Genomic DNA, 19,238 nt, shown 5'->3' with positions numbered 1-19,238 from the left:
TATGAAGCCAATTTTTGTTCGTGGTATATCAAACCAATTCAGATTGACCCTAGCCGTCATCATGTCAGTGATTTTGCTTGTTGCAAATGACCGGCTTGAGCCTGTGCGCAACTCGCTGTCCTCCCTCTTAAGTCCACTGCAATATGTCGCTAATATCCCAGGGGTATTACTTGACGAATCCGCAGAAAATTTGGCCACACGTAATATGTTGGCTAAGCAAAATAAAGAGTTATTACGCTATCAGTTGTTAATGAGTGAACGCTTACAACGCTTTGAGCATCTGCGCCAAGAAAACGATCGTTTACGTGGCTTGTTAGGCTCTCCTGTTTATATGGACGCTAAAAAAGTCGTTGCCGAAGTGATGGAAGTTGCCAGCGATCCCTTTCATCAATATGTGGTGCTTAACCGCGGCTCACGTAACAGTGTTTATGTTGGCCAACCCGTTGTCGACGCACAAGGTGTGGTCGGGCAGGTTGTGCAGGTCAGTGAGCTAACAAGCCGAGTATTACTGCTGTCTGATGTCTCGCATGGGATCCCCGTTAGAATTACGCGCAACGATGTCAGAATGATGGCTATCGGCACGGGCTCTATAGATGAGCTAGAGCTGCGTCATGTGGCTAAAAGTACCGATGTACGCGCCGGCGATTTGTTAGTCTCTTCTGGATTGGGAAAACGTTTTCCCGAAGGTTACCCCGTTGCACGAGTGATGACTGTCGAGAAAGATGACGGTAAAAACTATGCCACTGTGATTGCACAGCCGTTGGCAGCCTTAGACAGAATACGTTACTTGCTATTAATTTGGCCTGATATTGAAGCCGATGACGCGGAACTGGTTGCACCAGAAGGTGTCGAAGAAGCGTTAAAAGCCAATAAGGAGGCCGCGCAATGAGTTTACATGTCGCCAATGGCCGTTGGGTTGTTTGGTTAAGTTTGCTGGTCGCGATGCTATTTCAAATTATGCCCCTGCCTGAATTAGTCGAAGCATGGCGGCCCGATTGGTTGCTACTGGTGATTATCTACTGGGCAATGGCGCTGCCACACAGGTACAACATATTAACGGCATGGGTGCTGGGTGTGATGCTGGATATATTGCTGGGGGCGACCTTAGGTATTAGAGCTTTTGCCATGTCGGTGGTGGTTTATGTGGTGGTATTACATTTTCAACGTCTACGTAACTTCCCTATGTGGCAACAAGCATTGCTGGTGGCAACACAGGTCGCGCTCTATAACTTAATTGTCTTTTGGGTGCAGTTTGTGACGGATACTGCGAACTTTGATATCACGCTGTTTTATCCCGCATTTTCAAGTTTGATCATGTGGCCCTGGATATTTTGGATCCTGCGTCGTGTCAGGCGTTTATATAAAGTCCGCTAGCCCATTGCCGTCGTGACTTAAGTTTATGATGTATTTCCATGTTAGCTCGGTCTCCCTTGATTAGCACCTCTGAATAGGTATTGTAGAATGAAGTTAGTACTCGCTTCCGCGTCGCCAAGACGCAAAGAATTATTAGCTCAATTAAGCTTTTTAAGCTCAGCTGAAGATGGCTCATTTGACTTCGATATATTGGCGACTGATATTGATGAGAGCCATCATGCTGGTGAGTCTGCTGCAACCTTTGTGGTGCGCTTAGCGAAAGAGAAGGCGATAGCGGGACTGAATTTATACGCTGCAGAAGGCAAGGCCGTTGTACTGGGCTCGGATACGATTGTGGTATTAGGCGATACTATTTTAGGTAAGCCGACAGACGAAGCAGATGCAAAGGCAATATTAACCCGCCTTGCAGGAAAGGCACATCAAGTGATGACGGCTGTCGCGGTCACCGATGGGGATAAAACCCTGACTAAGTTGGTGACCACTGGAGTACAGTTTTGTGCAATGACACAGTCTGATATTTTGGCTTATATTGCGACTGGAGAGCCCATGGATAAAGCCGGAGCTTATGGGATCCAAGGTTTAGGCGGCAGTTTTGTAGAAGCTATTGAGGGAAGTTATTCCGCAGTAGTCGGGTTACCTTTGGTAGAAACCCGTGCGTTGTTGTGTGAGATGAATATTTTATAACCCGATAATAAAAATCCAATTCTAGGTTGTAACATCGGTCACTAACGCCAAATCCTTTTTAAATTAGCTATTTCCCTAAGTGGGGTGAGTTGTGAATACAGGTCGAATCGTGCCAGGCAGAGTAAAGCGAAAAATAGGTTCTGAACTGCTAATCAATGTGACACCAACCGAAGCTAGAGTGGCATTGGTAGAACATGGTGTATTGCAAGAAGTACACATAGAGCGACGCATGAAGCGTGGTTTAGTGGGCAATATCTATAAAGGAAAAGTCAGCCGAGTGTTACCCGGTATGCAGGCAGCCTTTGTCGATATTGGCTTAGATAAGGCCGCCTTTTTACACGCCTCTGATATTGTGCCACACACCGAGTGTGTTGCTGATGTAGAGAAGGGCAACTTTGTTGTACGTGACATTGCTGAACTGGTGAGGCAAGGGCAAGATATCATGGTGCAGGTGGTTAAAGATCCGCTCGGCACCAAAGGCGCACGCTTAACTACTGATATTACGCTGCCTTCTCGTTACCTTGTTTTTATGCCGGGTTCGAGCCATGTCGGCGTATCGCAACGGATTGAAACTGAAGAGGTCCGTGCCAGACTTAAAAAAATTACTGAGCCTTTTGTCGATGATGATGGCGGGTTTATTATTCGCACCGCCGCTGAGAGTGCCGGTGAAGATGAACTGGTGCAAGACGCTGCTTTTTTACGCCGTGTATGGGCTAAGGTCAGCTTACGACGCAAGCGCAAAGGCGTATCTTTACTTTATCAAGATTTAGCGCTGCCGGTTAGAATCGTACGTGACTTTGTCGGTACAGAGCTTGACCAAATTCAAGTTGATTCCAAGCAAACCTATGACGAGTTACAGCAATTTGCGCAAGAGTTCATGCCCGAAATTGCCAATAAGCTAGAGCATTACAACGGTCCAGTGCCTATTTTTGACCTTTATGATGTCGAAAATGAAGTGCAACGTGCATTAGGGCGCAAGGTGGAACTTAAGTCGGGCGGCTATTTGATTATTGATCAAACCGAGGCCATGACCACGGTTGATATCAATACCGGTGCTTTTGTCGGCCATCGTAACCTTGAAGAAACCATCTTTAACACCAACCTTGAAGCGACTCAGGCGATAGCGCGGCAATTAAGGCTACGCAACCTAGGTGGCATTATCATTATCGACTTTATTGATATGTTAGAAGCCGAACATCAAAAACGTGTGCTTTCGGGTCTTCAGGGAGCATTAGCCGTTGATAGAGTAAAAACCAATTTCAGTGGTTTTTCTGGTCTTGGCTTAGTCGAAATGACACGTAAGCGTACTCGCGAAAGTTTAGAGCATGTTTTGTGTGGCGAATGTCCATCTTGTCTCGGTACCGGAAGTTTAAAGACCGTAGAAACGGTGTCATACGAAATGTTTAGAGAGATCATTCGTTTGAACAAAGGCTATGATGCCGATGAATTTTTAGTCTATTGCGCGCCAGCGGTTTACCACAGTCTTAAAAGTGACGAAAGCCACCTTCTGGCCGAGCTAGAAGTGTATATTGCTAAGCGTGTTCGTTTACAGAATGAACCTATGTACGCTCAGAATAAATTTGATGTGGTGATAATGTAGTGTCATCTAAGACTCGTAAATTTAATTTTCTTAGAGTGTGCCTGCAGTCTCTGGCTATTGTGATGGTGCTTTTTGCACTATTCGTAAGCTTGTTTCGAGGGCTGTTACCCCAGCTTGATCAAGTCAGATTAGAGCTAGTTGACTATATTCATAATAAGTATCAAGTCGAAGTGCAGGTGGGTCAATTACAAGCCGAATGGCAAGCATTTGGCCCTGCGCTCACCGTTAAGAACTTTGTGCTCCCTTCCCAAGAAAAGCTGCCTGTTACCCTGCTGTTTGAACAAGTGCATGTGAAATTTGATTTTTGGCAAACCTTGTTGACCGCAACACCGCAAATTGAAGATGTTATTTTTGATGGGGTAAACGTCGCGCTCGATCTCGACCGATTGGCATCGACTTCGACTTCAAACTCATCAAGTACAAAGATGAACACTGATTGGCTCTATCAGCTGATGTTAGAGCAATTAGAGCGATTTTCAATTACCAATGCCCGTATTCAGCTATTAAGCCAAAAACACCAATACCGCCCTATTTTCATTAAAGATATGCATTGGCGTAATACGGAAAAGCGTCACCGTGGTCAAGGTAAGTTGTTTTTAGATGAAGAAGCTTCAGATATAGAGCTGCTGGCATTAAGTGTTGATATCAAAGGCGACGGCCACAAACCTGAGTCATTAATAGGACAGTTTTATCTTGCGGCAGCGTCACTCGATATCGGCGAGTGGGCATCGCGCCAACCTAATCCATTTGATGCAAATAAAAAGCTGCAGCTCGAAGGCGTGGTTAATTTAGAGGCGTGGATAAGCTTTGCTAATCGTGAGATTAATGATGCCACAGTTGCGTTTAAACCTAGCTGGCTAGAGTGGTTTTTAAACGGAGAAGCGCAGAAGTTTTCAATTCAAGCGGGTGCAATGCGTTGGCATCCAGATACCAATGGTTGGTCTCTAAGCAGTCACGATCTGTCTTTTGCAACCAATGGCGAGCAATGGCCATCCCCTGTATTGAGTGCCAAGCAACATGGGGCTAGCATCGACGCTTATTTAAATACTTTGGATTTAGCCACGGTATTACCGCTACTGCCGCTGCTCCCCGGTATTGAGCTCGACACCTTACAGACTTGGCAGGCGTTAAGCCCTCAAGGAGAAATCACCAATACCCAGTTACAGTGGGATACCGACAAAAACCAGCCGCAACTTAGCGCTAACGCGCAGCAAATTAGCTGGCAAACGCACGGTGCTATCCCTGGGCTTTCGGCTATTGATGCTAAGGTCATCGTTACCGATAAAGAATTACAGTTTACGTTACCTGCACAGCAATATGTGGTCGATTTTGATGGTGGCTTTGAAGCGCCACTCGATCTTAAGGGCGATGCATTGACAGGACAGTTCGATTTCGCGACTTCAGCGCTATCATTACCTAAACTGCATTTTAGCAATGCCGATATTTCAGTTGATGCCGCCACTCGACTTGAGTTTTCTGGCGAGACTCATATGGCATTGTTAGCCAATCTTAATATTAATAACGTGGCAAATGCACATCGTTACTTCCCGCTTAAGGGAATGAGTGCTGGCCTGGTGGACTATTTAACCGGCGCATTAAAAGCAGGAAAAACAGATGATGCCGTCATCGTGTGGCAAGGGGCTTTTGAAGATTATCCCTATTCACAAAGTGCGGGTGTTTTTCAAGCGGGATTCACCTTAGCAGATGCTAATTTTAAATTTCAAGACACTTGGCCTGCAGTATCCAATTTAAACCTATCAGCACTGTTTGAGAATGCGGCTATGGATTTGTGGGTGAATAAAGGTCAGTTGATGGATGTTTCAGCGGATGGCGCCTATATTGGCATTCCCCTCATGAACCATGAAAGCATGCTCATCATTAAAGCTGACTTGGCGACCAAAGCCGAAGCGGCTAATGCGGTGATCCAGGCTTCTCCCTTGGCTGACTCCGTGGGCTCAACGCTTGATGTCGTACAAATATCAGGTGATATTACTGGGCAGATAGATCTGAGCATTCCGCTGTTTGATGGAGTGGATGAAATCATTCAGGGCACGGTTAATTTTGATAATACGCCAGTTTATATCAGTGAACCGGGTATTCAGCTAGATAATGTCAGCGGTCAAATTCAGTTTATTAATGATGTAGTGACGGGCAGTGACATTAATGCGCTGATGTACAGTCAGCCATTAACATTTAGCTTTGATACGGGGCGGATTAACAAAAACTATGCGGTGAATGTCGACTTGACGGGGCATTGGCTGCTAGATAACTTACCCAATGAACTCAATAACCCGTTAAGTGATTATTATAGCGGTGAACTTGATTGGACTGGCGGATTGATGCTGATATTCGACCCCTCTGGTTACCGTATTCAAGCACGGGTTGATAGCGATCTTCTTGGGACTGAACTGGCTCTGCCAGCCCCATTTACTAAGGCGTCGACCAAAACGGCAGAATTTACGGCAGAGCTTATTGGCGATAACAAGGAGTCCTCTCTGGGGATTAAGCTAGATAAGCAGTTAGAGTTTTGGGGTGGTTTTGATCTCGAGTCCGGTAATGGGCTCGCTCACTTTGATCTATTACTCGGTCGCTTATTTAAACCCGGCGACCAGTTACGTAAAACAAAAGGGCACCTACAGATAGATCTCGATAAAACCGAATTTTCACCTTGGTTACCCATCATTCAGAGCTTTACCGCTAAATCAGAAAAGACGCTAGAGTTAGATGTCGATACGGGAGTAGAGAGTGGGTCTCTTATGGCTACTGATCGTTTTTTCCCGCCTTTAGTGTCAATTGAAGCTAACTTTAATGATCTAGATTTGATGGGGCAACCATTGAATGACCTTCATTTCAATGCGGGGCCTACTGAATATTCATGGCGATTCGATGCCACTTCTGAGCAATTCGATGGTCGAATCGACTTTTATCCTGATTGGGTTAAGCAGGGGCTTAAAGTGGTGGCGAGCAAGTTGTATATGTCGCCAAAGGCGAAGACTGATGAAACCGCGCATTTCAAGTCCGATACTGTTTTGGCTAACTTACCGCCATTAGCGGTCGATGTGGATGACTTTAGATTGTTTGATAAATCGATGGGGCACCTCGTTTTACAAGCCAGCCCTAAAGATGATACTTATCAGATCCAAACCCTATCCTTAAGTTCGCCAGAGGTGCAGCTTAAAGGAAAAGGCACTTGGTCGATAGAAGATGGCCAGAGCCTGACCTCGTTTAATTTGACTCTAGATTCAACTAAGTTTGACTTCCTGTCGGCTAAATTGGGCATAGATCCAGGTCTTAAAGACGCACCAACATCGGTGGTCGGTGAAATTTCCTGGATCGGAGCGCCATACGCATTTTCGCTCGACACTCTTGATGGTGAAGTGAGGTTTGATTTAGGCAAAGGGCATTTGTCAGAGGTGAGTGACAAAGGGGCGCGGATATTCTCGTTATTTAGCCTTGATTCACTGCTGCGTAAATTGTCATTGGACTTCTCCGATGTATTTGGTAAAGGTCTGTATTTTGATTCGTTTGGCGGCACCTTGATGCTTGATAACGGGGTTGTTAAGACCACAGATACAGAGATGAAGGCTGTCGCAGGTAATATGCGAGTGCGTGGTTATACCGATTTAACCACTGAAAGTTTGAATTATGATATTCGCTTTGTGCCGCAATTAGCATCAAGTGTGCCGACGGTGATATTGCTCAGTACCGGCGGTTGGACATTAGGCTTGGGCGCTTTTGCACTGACGAAAGTACTTGAACCTGTTATTGAAGTGATATCCGAGATCCGTTTTAGGCTGACAGGCACCATGTCTGAGCCTAAACTTGAAGAGTTAGAGCGTAAGAGTAAAGAGATTGAGATCCCAGAATCGGTGCTGCCTAAAAAGGCCGTTGAACCTGCTGAGGGGAGTGGACAAGACAGCGCTTCAGAGAAGCAGCCTGAGGATGCTGTATCAATCCCTTCATCAAACTCAACGTCTAAAATTGTCCCAGCACAGGGGCAGGTATTAGAACCCATTTCAGATATAGCGTCAGCGAAAGTAGGGCTTAAAATGGAAGCTAACGGCGCTAGCGAAACGAGTCAGTCTGATAAGACAATTGAGCAATCCAATTTGAAAGAGAGTGGCCAAACAATGCCTGCTTTGAAATTGATACCGGGAGAGTCAGATGCAAGTAAGCCTACTGCAATGTCAGAGCAGCCGCAGCGTAATCGAGAATCTCGCATTTATCGAGTCGCAGCTTAAGCAATTACCTCGGCTGGATGATAATCAACAGCTAGTAGTATTGCCTGAGTGTTGCTTGTTATTTGGTGGACAAGAGAGCCAACAACTCGACTACGCAACAGACGAAATACACAGTCAACTTAAACAAGACTTAGCTGCGCTAGCAGATAAATATAGCGTAGTGTTAGTGGCCGGTAGTATTCCTATATTGGCAGAAGACGGTCGCATCTATAATCGTTGTTATGTGTTTGACACTGATGCAAGCGTATTGGGCTATTACGATAAGCTGCATCTATTCGATGTAGAAGTGTCGGATGGCACCAAGCAATATCGAGAGAGTGATGCATTCTGCCCCGGCAAACATATTACCGTGGTTGATACGCCCTTTGGTAAGCTTGGTTTGGCTATTTGCTACGATATTCGTTTTGCCGATTTATTCAGGGCGCTGCGTGAAGCAGGGGCTGAAATTATTGCACTGCCAGCGGCCTTTACTAAGGTTACCGGTGAGGCTCATTGGCAAGTTCTGCTGCAAGCTCGAGCTATTGAAACCCAATGCTTCGTGTTAGCGGCAGCACAATGGGGCATTCACAATAACGGCGGTCGTGAGACATGGGGCCAAAGTATGATTATCGGCCCTTGGGGAGATATTTTAGCCCAAAAGCCAACGGGTACCGGTTGGGTTAGCGCTCAGCTGAACATGCGAGACTTACATGCCGTGCGGGCAAAGATGCCAATAATAACGCATAACCGCTTTCAGTCGCCAACACTTAAGCAGTAATGCTAAGCGAGTCGTGGCAATCTAGGTTAACCTAGCGCTATGTTGGCATTATTCCTTAGCAACAAGCTAAAACACAAATCGTATAGAGATGCTTATCTATAAGGGTTTCTAGAACAGAACTATATTTGGTCGAAGAGAGAGAATTGATGTCATTTTTAACCCAAGTTGGACACAGCCTACTGCAAGATGGACTGGCGATAGATGATCTACAAAGCTATTTAAAGCGTATTCATGAGCATAAAATTGATTTTTCAGATCTGTATTTTCAAGGTAGCCGCCACGAGTCTTGGGTGTTGGAAGATGGCATCGTTAAAGACGGCAGTTTCCATATTGAACGTGGCGTGGGTGTTAGAGCGATAACCGGTGAAAAAACAGGTTTTGCTTATGCGGATGAAATTACCCCCGCAGCATTAGAAGCTGCCGCAACTGCCGCTCGCAGTATTGCAGTATCTGGCGGTAGCGGACGCGTTAACGCTTGGAAGCAACAGCATGATAAAGCGCTTTATATAAGTTCAGATCCCATTGCCGCCATGGAAGAGATTAAAAAAATAGCCTTACTTAAAGAAGCCGATGTCTATATTCGTAGTCTCGATAAACGAATTATTCAGGTAGTAGTGAGTCTGTCTGGAGTGCATGAAGAGATATTAGTTGCCGCAAGTGATGGCACTTTAGCGGCCGATATTAGACCGTTAGTTCGATTTAATTGCAGTGTTATTTTAGAAGAAAATGGCAAGCGAGAGCGCGGTGGTTCTGGTGGTGGCGGGCGTCATAGTTACGATGTGCTGTTAGCCAATGGTGATGATGGCTTACCATATTGCTTTGCTTTTGCGCGTGAAGCTGTACGCCAAGCATCAGTCAATATGCAAGCGGTCGATGCTCCAGCAGGTGAGATGCCGGTAGTGTTAGGCGCGGGCTGGCCTGGCGTATTGCTGCATGAAGCGGTCGGGCATGGCCTAGAAGGCGACTTTAACCGTAAGGGTAGTAGTGCATTTAGCGGCAAAATGGGTCAACAAGTGGCCTCTAAATTGGTCACAGTAGTCGACGATGGCACCATGGTCGATCGTCGTGGCTCGTTAAGCATTGATGATGAAGGTACACCGACTCAAAAAACAGTATTGATTGAAGACGGGATCTTAAAAGGCTATATGCAAGATAAGCTCAATGCTGGACTTATGGGGGAGCGCTCTACCGGTAATGGTCGCCGTGAGTCTTATGCTCATTTGCCGATGCCGCGTATGACAAATACCTATATGGAAGCGGGCGAGTCAGATCCTACAGAGATCATCAAATCAGTTAAGAACGGGATTTATGCGCCTAACTTTGGTGGTGGCCAAGTGGATATTACCTCCGGTAAGTTTGTGTTCTCTGCATCAGAAGCTTATTTAATTGAGAATGGCGAGATTACCCAGCCGATTAAGGGAGCAACCTTGATAGGCAATGGACCAGAGGCAATGAGCCAAATTTCGATGGTGGGTAATGACCTTGAACTCGATAAAGGTGTTGGTGTGTGTGGTAAAGATGGGCAAAGTGTACCTGTAGGTGTTGGTCAACCAACATTAAAATTGGACAAGTTGACAGTAGGCGGCACTGCGTAAAGGTTTACCCTAAAGTCGTTTAGGTCAAAATATCAAAGTAAACTAGGATTTAGCGGTAAGCTCATTACGCTAGATCCTAGCGAGCAGTGGTTAGCAATGGTACTATTCACTCAATAATTAGAGTAATAACTCTAGAGGTGTAAATGAAACGTTCGCTCTGTGCTCTTTTGTTGGTTCTTCCGCTGTCGATACAGGCCAAGCCAATTGCGTTTAATCAAGCTTGGGATCAATTACTCAAGGTGAGTGATAAATTGCAAGCGGGCACGCAAGAGGTCAATCGTGCAGAGGCCGAGCGCGATGCTGGTGAAGATATGAATTTACCTTCAATTAACCTCACTGGTAGCTATACACGTCTAGAAAAGCCTATTGAGTTAGATCTGCGCGATCTCAATCCGTTGGCTTCATTGGATCCTGCTGCGTTACCTCCAGCGATAGGTGGTGCATTGGCAGGTATTCCAGGATCGCTATTTGTAACTCCTTTCACCGAACAAGATATCTTCCGCTCTAGTTTGCAAGCGATGTGGCCAATCTACACCGGGGGTAAAATTACTGCTGCGCAAGCTATACACGAAGCCCACGTTGCAGAAAAAGAGGAACAGTTAAAGCTGACCACTCGCGATCTGTTTGTGACTTTAGTTGACCGCTACTATGCAGTGGCAGTGACAGAAACGTTAGCGCAAACTAAAAAGCAGTTGGTAGACTCTCTTACGCTGCATGCTTCACACGCCCAAAAACTTGAACAGCAGGGGCAAATAGCCAAAGTTGAACGACTTAATGCGCAAGTGGCACTCGAAAATGCCAAGGTGAGTTACGGCAGTGCTAAGCGTCAATCTGAGATGGCAATGATTGCCTTATCACGCATGCTACATGAGCGTGAAGTCGACGCGACCTCATCACTGTTTATGCTAAATAATTCGCCGTCATTACCACAGCTATCCCAGCTTACGATGAACCAGCATCCGGCATTAAAGTTACTTGAAGCCAAAGAGGCACAAGCGCAGGGGCTTATCAACGTTGAAAAGGGCAGTTACTACCCAACGGTCTTTCTTTACGGTAATTACACCCTTTATGAAGACGATAGTCTGTTCTCAAAAATGGAACCTGATTGGATGCTTGGTGTTGGGGTTAACATTCCACTGCTAAGCCGTGATGGCCGCAGTGGCAAAGTCGAAGCGGCTAAAAGTGCACTGTTGCAGGCTCGATATACTAAAGCGCAAACCCAACAAGATTTGAATCTACTGTTAGAACAAAGTTACCGCCAATTACTTCAGGCGCAAGAGGAGGTAGTCTCACTCAATAGCTCACTTAGCTTAGCTGAAGAAAATAAACGCTTACGTGACATCGCTTTCAGGCAGGGCTTGTCGACCTCAATTGAAAAAGTGGACGCCGAACTTAAACTCACCGCGGTAGAAACTCAACAACTGGGCGCCCAGTACCGCTATATACAATCGTATGCGAGGCTGATGGCTATTAGCGGTCAGTTAGATGAATTTATTGGCAGAAGCCTTCAGCAAGGGGAACAAAATGCGCACTAACCGTATCTTGGCCGCAATAGCACTTATTGCACTAATCGGAATATTAGCTTACGGACTCGTGTTAGCTTACAGCCCTAAACCACAGGTATTACAGGGGCAGATTGAAGCCCGCGAATATAATATCTCCTCTAAAGTCCCTGGGCGTGTAGAGCAAGTTCTCGTGCGCCGTGGAGATAAAGTTAGCCAAGGCGATCTGCTATATGCGATTTATAGCCCTGAGTTAAAAGCTAAACTAATGCAAGCCGAGGGTGGTCGAGATGCAGCTAAAGCGATGCAGCAAGAGGCTGATAATGGCGCTCGTAAACAGCAAATTTCGGCTTCGAGGGAGGAATGGTTGAAGGCGCAAGCGGGATCTAAACTTGCTAATACCACCTTTGATCGTATTGAAGCACTATTTAATGACGGAGTCATTGCGCGACAAAAGCGTGATGAAGCCTTTACGCAGTGGCAAGCTGCAAAATATACCGAACAAGCTGCATTAGCCATGTATCAAATGGCGGATGAAGGTGCGCGCTATGAAACCAAAGCCGCAGCAGCGGGTAATACTAGAATGGCTGAGGGGGCGGTTAATGAAGTCAATGCCATATTGGCTGATAGTCAGATGCGATCGCCAAAAACAGCTGAGGTTAGCGAGGTTCTCTTGCAGGCGGGTGAGCTAGCGCCTAGCGGTTTCCCAGTGGTGAGTTTAATAGACATGAGTGACGCTTGGGCAGTGTTTCAGTTACGTGAAGATCAGCTAAAGCACGTCAAGCAAGGCCAAACAGTGTTATTAACCATACCCGCACTTGAGCGTGACGTTGAGTTTACCGTTAGCCATATTGCGGTCATGGGTGATTTTGCCACTTGGCGTGCAACTGAAAGCGGTCATGATTTTGATATGCGAACTTTCCAAGTCGAGCTACGCCCGAATGAGGCTATTGCTGACTTGAGAGTCGGTATGTCTATTCTGTTTGCTTTATAACACTCTGTAGCACGGGGCTGATGCTTTGATAAATATGCTAAAAAGAGAAACAGCTGCCCTGTTAGACGATCCTTGGCAGCTGGCGCTTATCAGCTATATTCCGCTATTGGGTATTATTGGATTATGGCTACTATTTAGTGCGGGCTTACCAAGACAACTTCCAGTGGCTGTGGTCGATTTAGATCAAAGCCAAGTGACCCGAGCGCTTGCTCGGCAGTTACAAGCAAACCCTGTTACACAACCCATCAGTTATACCGATCTCGCCAGCGCTGTCGACGCAATGCAACAAGCAGAGGTTTATGCGCTGCTAGTGTTGCCCCACGGCTTTAAACGTGACCTGCTTACAGGTAAAAGCCCGACGATTGATATCCGCTATAATAGCCAGTTTTTATTGGTGGGTAAGTTATTGTCGAGCCAGCTACAAGCAAGCATGGCCGATGGTTTAAAACCATTCGCGGCGATGAAACAACTCGCTGCGGGCGTGCCTAAAGCCAAGGTCGCGGTGAATTTAAGTCCGGTGAGCAGTCAAACAACGGCGTTATTTAACCGTAATAACAACTATGTGGGTTTTCTGGTGCCACCAGTATTGATAGCGTTGCTGCAACTCGTGGCCATGATGGTGTTTGCTAATAGCCTTAATCGAGAGCTACGCTGGAATACCACCTATGAATGGGTTTCACTCGGGATGTGGAAAGGTATTGCGGCGAAAGTGCTTTTCTATACGCCAATTGTGCTGCTGCATGGTGGCTTTATTCTCGCGCTTATCTATCTGTATTTAGGTTTGCCTATTGCTGGCAGTATCGCGCTACTGTTAGTTGCACAACTGCTGATGTTGCTCGCGGTGTGGTTACTGGTGCTGCTGATCTTCTTCGTCCTAAAAGACAGCGCTAGGGTTATTAGTTTTTGTACCGCTATGTTTGCCCCTGCATTTGCTTTTATGGGCGTGACATTCCCCACCCATGAGATGCCTGCACTTGCCCAATGGTGGCGCGTCATTATGCCATCGAGTCATTATATTGAAACTCATATTGCGGTGGTGAGTTACGGTCAAGGTTGGTTAGCGACCTTGCCCCAGTTTACTGGCTATTGGGGCTTCCTATTGCTACTCATTCCGATTAGCGTATTGGCTGCAAAAGGCTTCGATTCAGCAGATAATGTAACTGCACCACTCGCAGCTAAGGAGCATTAGTATGAGCTTCTTGCAGCTTATCATCGCAGAATTAAAAGCAATTTTGGCTGACAAAACCATTGTTATTACGGTATTTGGTGGCGTGCTTTTTTACTCTATTCTTTATCCGTTACCGTATCTTAATCAAGTGCCGACAGAGCAACAGCTGGTGGTGGTTGATCACGACCATTCATCATTAAGCCGTCAGCTTATTCGTCATGCAGATGCCAATGCAAAAATTCAAGTGATCGCCAAAGTGGGGTCAATTGATGAGGCTAAAAAATGGATAGAATCTGGACGAGCTCATGGCCTGTTGGTTATTCCGGCAGACTTTAGGCGCGATCTATTACTGGGTCGTGGAGTGACATTAAGTTATGGCGGCGATGCGAGTTACTTTTTAATATACTCCGCCGTTGCAGAGGGGCTTATTTCAACGGGGCTTGATGCAGGGAAGAGTATGCAGCGGTTGGGGTTACTGGCTCAAGGCAGTGGTGCGCAAGCGGCAGATCAAAGCCTTAATGTGGTTAAACTCAATAGTATTCCCGCTTTTAATCCAAGTTTAGGCTACACCCCATATATTGTACCTGGGCTGTTCCTATTAATTTTGCATCAAACATTGTTGATTGGGACCAGTATTCTCGGTGCTAGTCAGTGGAAAGAAACCGGCTATTGGCGGCAGGTAAGCCCGCTTAAATTAGTCTGTGGTCGCATGGCAGCCTTTATGGGGATTTATACACTGCTGACTAGTTACTATGTTGGGTATTGTTACTATTGGTATGACGTGAGTTTACAGGCAAGCTTTGGCACGGTTGCATTATTGCTATTGCCTTTCTTACTGGCCACTACCGCTGCTGGTATTGCTTTTAGTTGCTTGTTTACCCGACGCGATCTACCTACTCAAGTGTTACTGCTGATCTCCATGCCGATTCTGTTTGTGTCAGGCTTTGTGTGGCCGACAGCGTTAATCCCAGAGTCTGTTGTGGCAGTGTCGCAAATCTTTCCCGCAGTGCCAGGTATTATGGCGATGTTAGAGCTCAATCAAATGGGCGCGTCGTGGCAGAGTATTATGCCGCAATGGCTACAGTTATGGGCGATGACAGCATTTTACTTTGCGTTGGCATATGTTGGCGCTAAAGCCCGCTTAACCGCTCACTTAAAAGCTGATGTGCACCAATCTGAATTAACACCTTAGAGGTTAAGTCAATTAATGGAGTGCTCGTCGGCTGCATAGCCTCGAACAGATAGAGCGACAAATAAAAAGCCCGCAGCAATAATATTGCAGCGGGCTTTTTGCTGTTTCAACGTAATTGTATAGGCACTCATTAACTAAGTGCCGATAGTTTGCAGTAATTATGTACCTGTAAGTTGAACACCAAAACCGATAGTGGTTTTCACTGGTTTAGGGGTCAGTACTTCAATCGATACATTACTGGTCTTACTCAGTTCACCGGTACTTGTAGGGTCAATATCGTTAGTCAGTACAAAGCTGGTGCTGTTGCCACCAATGCCATTACGATTGGGTACCACAAAAGTGTCAGACTCAAGTTCACCCTGAGAGGCTGTAGTGGTCAAATTCGTATTAGCTGGCATTATCTGATTGGCGCTATCGAAGAAGCGAATGCTAAATGTCGATGAAGCACCAGCTGCTATAGCATTAGTCACGATAGCGGATGCATCATCACCGTCGCTATAGAGGGTAATGCCATCTTGTTGTATTTCAAAATGTGCTTGCGAACCAGACATCGTCAATATCAGTGCTTTTCGGATATAAGTTTTGTTAGCTTGGTCTTTACCGCATAAGCTGCCACTGGTGCATTGAGGACCATTGAATAGCCCGTCAGCAGTTTGGTAACTGCTGCTTGATGCGGTATTAAAATAGGGTTCACCTGAGGTGTGACTACCCGATTCATTGTCATCTCTAAACGCATCGCCTAAATCGCTAAAGCCATTAGGATGGTAAGTTTCAATATCTCTACCGTTACCAACGCAGGCAACCGCTGCACCACTGCTGTCTAAACAAGCTTTTGCAATTGCTCCACCATCAGCATCATCAAAAACGTTGTTACCATTAGTATCGAAAAAGGTCTCATGACCTAAAGCATAGGCGAGGACTGTAATGCGGTGGTTAGGCACACGAGCATTAGCCGATGTCCATTCCACGCTACAGGTGCCGTTGACTGTTAAACAGCTAGGCACTATTTGGCCGCCTTCAGCTGTGAAGTTAATCGTGGTGTCATCAGGCGCGGGGTTGCCAAAACTGTCAGATGCGTAGGCTGTGATTGCAACCTTTTCACCATTGTAATCACCCGCTTCAGGGTTAAATAAATCCGCTGAAACACTAAAGCCTAGTTGCTGCGGCAAACCAGTATTAATGGTTAACTGCTCAGACTGACTCGATACTGTCTCTTGTGTGTCGCTATCGATAGCCGTTGCAACCACTCGGACAGGTGTAGGTACGGTACCGGCTAAAACTCTTACAGTGGCTATGCCTAAAGAGTTGGTTAAACTATCTGCAGTTGCTAGTCCGTTCGCAAAGCTAATTCCGCCCACGATGGTATCCAGAGAGAAGCTGACCAGTTGCTGTGCCGCTGGTTGACCATTAGCACTTGATACTTTGAAAGTGATTAACGAAGACTCGCTAGAGCCCGTACCGCCAGCTCCTTTGATGCGAATTGAAGCGGGTTCAGCTGATATGAAGCTTAAATTAGCTAATGTTTGGCGAGAAAGTGTAAATGGCAAATTAGCGGTTAATGTCTGGTTTCCGGCAACGGTCGTTGCCACTATTTGATCATCACGTTCACTATTTCCACTACAACTAGTGTCTTGAAAAGTTGAACTAGCGCTGCCCGATAATGTGGTCACTGGAGAATCGAGACTTGCATTATTACTGGTAACACAAGTAGCACTAAAGCTAATGCTGGATGGCGTTTGCAAGCGTGCCACTGTGCCATCAGCACTTTCTGTGACGATAGTGGCTGTCACGCCAAAACTACCACCTGCACTGATTTGATAATCCCCATCGGCATCTGCAAGGAGTGTGGTTGCCAATATTCCTTCGACAAAATTGTTATCAGCATCAAAAGAACCGAATTTTAAGGTGCCATCATCTTCAACTGCGTCTTTGGCTAGAACTTCATATAAGCCTGAATTTTGATAGGTGTTATCGGCGTAATCAACTTTAGCTGACATGCTCGCGGCGCCGAGTTCCGTTTTACTTGGAGTATAATTTACCTGTGCTATACCGCTTGCATTGGTGAGTGCTGAACTTGGGTTTAGTGCCGCGCTACCTGCAGCGAAAGTTACCATCTGACCTGCTACACCTTGGCTTAGTTCATCTAAAAATTGCGCTTGCAGTTGCACCGTTTCCTCTGCTTTAAACTGAGTGACGATAGTACTGCCGTTAATAATCGCTGTATTGAGAGTGTAAGATGGTCCATCTGGAGTAGTATCTTTCGCGAGTACCTCATATGGCATCGAACTTTGATAATCTTTGCTCAAGTAGTTGATAGAAACTGACATGGTTGTAGCACCAAGCTCTGAATCTGTTGGAGTGTAGTTAACCTGTGCGATGCCACTAACGTCGGTTAACGCAGTGTTCGGCGCTAGCGTTGCGCTACCCGCAGTGAATGTAACTATTTGGCCTGCAACACCTAGGCCTTGTTGGTCAATAAACTTGGCTTGAAGTTTTACGGTATCTTCCGCTTTAAACTGAGTAACGACGGTATCGCCATTGATTATAGCGCTGGTTAGCGTATAAGTGCTTGGGCTGGTTGACGGAGTGAATTGATAGTTTCGGCTGCTATTAACTGTGGTTTCACCCTCAGTAAAACTGGCGGTTAATGTGCCCGCATTTTCAGTACCAGCAGCATTGCTGATAATGACTTCGGCTAAGCCGTTAGTGTCCGTTAGTTTACTTGTCGCTGATAATTCACCAAAAGAGGCCGTAAATGCGATGAGTTTCCCATTTCTATTACTGCCATCTTGTTTTAGATGTGCTACGGCACAAAAAGACTCTGAGGCATCAAAACTTTGGGCGTCGGTCGCTGCTGTACATACTCCATTCTCAAAGGTTTTAAAGCTTAACGCGAGGCTGTAACTGCCTCCATTATCGGTGTCTTCGTTATCACCAGAGGCGCCATTACAGCCGCTTAATAGAGATAAACATAAAAGAGTAAAAGGGATGGTGGCCAGCTTCTTGGTGAGGCGCATTCACAAATTCCTTGTGCAAGTATGAACAGTACTGTTTGAAGGGGTTAGTTAATTTGATCACAACGATACTATGAGTATTTATCATTGATCAAAAAAATAGCTCTCTGAATAAACGACTTATGCAGAGAGCTAATATCTAGATTGGTAACGATTATTCTGGGATTCCGTTACGTATATATTTACTGAACTCTTTTGCTGTTTTTGATAGCTCAATATCAGCATTTTTAGTGAGTTCTTTCTTGGTTTGACGGACAAATTGACGCAACTTTTGTCTGTCTAAATCTGGGTGTTTCTCGATCAACGCTTGAATCGCAGTGTCACCATCGTTGAGCAGTTGGTCGCGAGTCTTATCCGCAACATTACTCTTGGCGCTTTCATTGCTGTTTTTATTCAATACGTTTTTTATTGCGAGCTGTAGCTCTTCAATATCAACGTAGCGCATTAACTTGCCAATATATTGCAAATGGCGACGATAAGCTTCAGTGTTGCTCTTAATCGTCTTAGCTTTTAACACGTTGTCATAAATAATTTCATCAAGATTGAGTCTTTCAATCTGACTTTTACTTAGTAAAGTCAATTCGTTACCAATTTCTTGGTAGATGGCGATACCACGCTTAGCTTCAGCTCTGCTTTCGTAGTCATCATCTTTGTCATAGGGCTGGTGGAAATGTTCTGAGTCACCGACAATCTTCATATCTAAAATCTCTTACAAATACTGATTTAATAATAACATTTATAAAGCCAGTTGACCTGCCATATTTTATCTAGGTGAATCGAAAGCACACTAATAAGTAAACTGGCGCAATTATACTAATTTAAATAAATAGGTGATCACTCAGCGGGTGTTCAAAGCCCTGTAGGTAAGGATTGTATTTGCTCCTGCAATACAGACATTCGCCACATCCATGTGGCTAGCGGATGATTGAAGCTAATCGTTATTCTCGGCTCTGGCATCTTCGGTAATTGCTCCATGCATGACTCTACCCCCTAAATCCCTTTAGTCGTGCTTCGCTCTCGATAATTGCTCCTGCATTATTCTACCTTCGTCCATCCGTGGACTCGTACCTCCTAAATCTGACCGCCAAGGAGGGCGGGAATGTCTTATTTTGTATGG

The 19,238-nt window shown here is 45.6% G+C and carries 13 protein-coding genes; 11 read left to right on the top strand and 2 right to left on the bottom strand.

The annotated features are described in order from the left end of the window. Position 1: 1 nt before the first annotated feature. The 11 genes from mreC (at position 2) to CXF86_RS10025 (ending at position 15,107) form a co-directional block, all read left to right on the top strand. Positions 2-889, top strand: coding sequence for a rod shape-determining protein MreC (mreC, locus tag CXF86_RS10075; RefSeq protein WP_101089836.1), 888 nt, complete (start codon positions 2-4; stop codon positions 887-889). Then, positions 886-1,374: a rod shape-determining protein MreD gene (mreD, locus tag CXF86_RS10070; protein ID WP_101089837.1), complete on the top strand. Its 489-nt coding sequence runs from the start codon at positions 886-888 to the stop codon at positions 1,372-1,374. Before mreC ends, mreD begins: the two co-directional genes overlap by 4 nt. Before the next feature lie 87 nt (positions 1,375-1,461). Beyond that, entirely contained in the window at positions 1,462-2,058 is a 597-nt protein-coding gene (locus tag CXF86_RS10065) for a Maf family protein (RefSeq protein WP_101089838.1), read from the top strand. A gap of 133 nt (positions 2,059-2,191) precedes the next feature. Continuing rightward, positions 2,192-3,658, top strand: coding sequence for a ribonuclease G (gene rng, locus CXF86_RS10060; protein WP_374702335.1), 1,467 nt, complete (start codon positions 2,192-2,194; stop codon positions 3,656-3,658). After that, positions 3,658-7,899 (top strand): YhdP family protein, encoded by a 4,242-nt coding sequence (locus CXF86_RS10055; protein WP_257985323.1) that lies wholly within the window; start codon positions 3,658-3,660, stop codon positions 7,897-7,899. The genes rng and CXF86_RS10055 overlap by 1 nt, the downstream gene beginning before the upstream one ends. Next, positions 7,823-8,656 (top strand): carbon-nitrogen hydrolase family protein, encoded by an 834-nt coding sequence (locus CXF86_RS10050; RefSeq protein ID WP_101089841.1) that lies wholly within the window; start codon positions 7,823-7,825, stop codon positions 8,654-8,656. Before CXF86_RS10055 ends, CXF86_RS10050 begins: the two co-directional genes overlap by 77 nt. Positions 8,657-8,802: 146 nt before the next feature. Then, positions 8,803-10,251, top strand: coding sequence for a metalloprotease TldD (gene tldD / locus CXF86_RS10045; RefSeq protein ID WP_102038883.1), 1,449 nt, complete (start codon positions 8,803-8,805; stop codon positions 10,249-10,251). 143 nt (positions 10,252-10,394) lie between these two features. Further along, positions 10,395-11,786, top strand: coding sequence for a TolC family protein (locus CXF86_RS10040; RefSeq protein WP_102038882.1), 1,392 nt, complete (start codon positions 10,395-10,397; stop codon positions 11,784-11,786). Beyond that, a complete protein-coding gene (locus CXF86_RS10035; protein WP_101089844.1) occupies positions 11,776-12,747 on the top strand; it encodes an HlyD family secretion protein in 972 nt (323 codons plus the stop codon). Before CXF86_RS10040 ends, CXF86_RS10035 begins: the two co-directional genes overlap by 11 nt. 34 nt (positions 12,748-12,781) lie before the next feature. Continuing rightward, complete coding sequence (locus CXF86_RS10030) at positions 12,782-13,936, top strand: ABC transporter permease (RefSeq protein WP_180961045.1); 1,155 nt, start codon at positions 12,782-12,784, stop codon at positions 13,934-13,936. A 1-nt stretch (position 13,937) separates the two neighbouring features. Next, the gene (locus CXF86_RS10025) at positions 13,938-15,107 is read left to right on the top strand and encodes an ABC transporter permease (RefSeq protein WP_102038880.1); all 1,170 of its coding nucleotides are present in this window, start codon (positions 13,938-13,940) and stop codon (positions 15,105-15,107) included. A gap of 158 nt (positions 15,108-15,265) precedes the next feature. Here the strand turns inward: CXF86_RS10025 and CXF86_RS10020 are convergent, their stop codons facing one another. Both CXF86_RS10020 and yjgA read right to left on the bottom strand, forming a co-directional pair. Further along, on the bottom strand, positions 15,266-18,124 hold the full coding sequence (locus tag CXF86_RS10020) for an Ig-like domain-containing protein (protein ID WP_102038879.1): 2,859 nt from the start codon (positions 18,122-18,124) through the stop codon (positions 15,266-15,268). A 151-nt stretch (positions 18,125-18,275) separates the two neighbouring features. After that, a complete protein-coding gene (yjgA, locus tag CXF86_RS10015; protein ID WP_101089848.1) occupies positions 18,276-18,818 on the bottom strand; it encodes a ribosome biogenesis factor YjgA in 543 nt (180 codons plus the stop codon). Positions 18,819-19,238 lie beyond the last annotated feature (420 nt).

The sequence above is a fragment of the Shewanella sp. GutCb genome (assembly GCF_002836135.1).
Taxonomy (GTDB): Bacteria; Pseudomonadota; Gammaproteobacteria; order Enterobacterales; family Shewanellaceae; genus Shewanella.
This window is presented reverse-complemented; position numbering and strand designations above follow the sequence as displayed.

What these genes read in the sequence shown, in the direction of transcription:
- mreC (WP_101089836.1), top strand. Translation starts at nt 2, where the DNA reads ATGAAGCCAATTTTTGTTCGTGGTATATCAAACCAATTCAGATTGACC.
- CXF86_RS10035 (WP_101089844.1), top strand. Translation starts at nt 11,776, where the DNA reads ATGCGCACTAACCGTATCTTGGCCGCAATAGCACTTATTGCACTAATC.
- CXF86_RS10065 (WP_101089838.1), top strand. Translation starts at nt 1,462, where the DNA reads ATGAAGTTAGTACTCGCTTCCGCGTCGCCAAGACGCAAAGAATTATTA.
- tldD (WP_102038883.1), top strand. Translation starts at nt 8,803, where the DNA reads ATGTCATTTTTAACCCAAGTTGGACACAGCCTACTGCAAGATGGACTG.
- CXF86_RS10025 (WP_102038880.1), top strand. Translation starts at nt 13,938, where the DNA reads ATGAGCTTCTTGCAGCTTATCATCGCAGAATTAAAAGCAATTTTGGCT.
- CXF86_RS10040 (WP_102038882.1), top strand. Translation starts at nt 10,395, where the DNA reads ATGAAACGTTCGCTCTGTGCTCTTTTGTTGGTTCTTCCGCTGTCGATA.
- CXF86_RS10050 (WP_101089841.1), top strand. Translation starts at nt 7,823, where the DNA reads ATGCAAGTAAGCCTACTGCAATGTCAGAGCAGCCGCAGCGTAATCGAG.
- CXF86_RS10030 (WP_180961045.1), top strand. Translation starts at nt 12,782, where the DNA reads ATGCTAAAAAGAGAAACAGCTGCCCTGTTAGACGATCCTTGGCAGCTG.
- mreD (WP_101089837.1), top strand. Translation starts at nt 886, where the DNA reads ATGAGTTTACATGTCGCCAATGGCCGTTGGGTTGTTTGGTTAAGTTTG.
- yjgA (WP_101089848.1), bottom strand. Translation starts at nt 18,818, where the DNA reads ATGAAGATTGTCGGTGACTCAGAACATTTCCACCAGCCCTATGACAAA.
- CXF86_RS10020 (WP_102038879.1), bottom strand. Translation starts at nt 18,124, where the DNA reads ATGCGCCTCACCAAGAAGCTGGCCACCATCCCTTTTACTCTTTTATGT.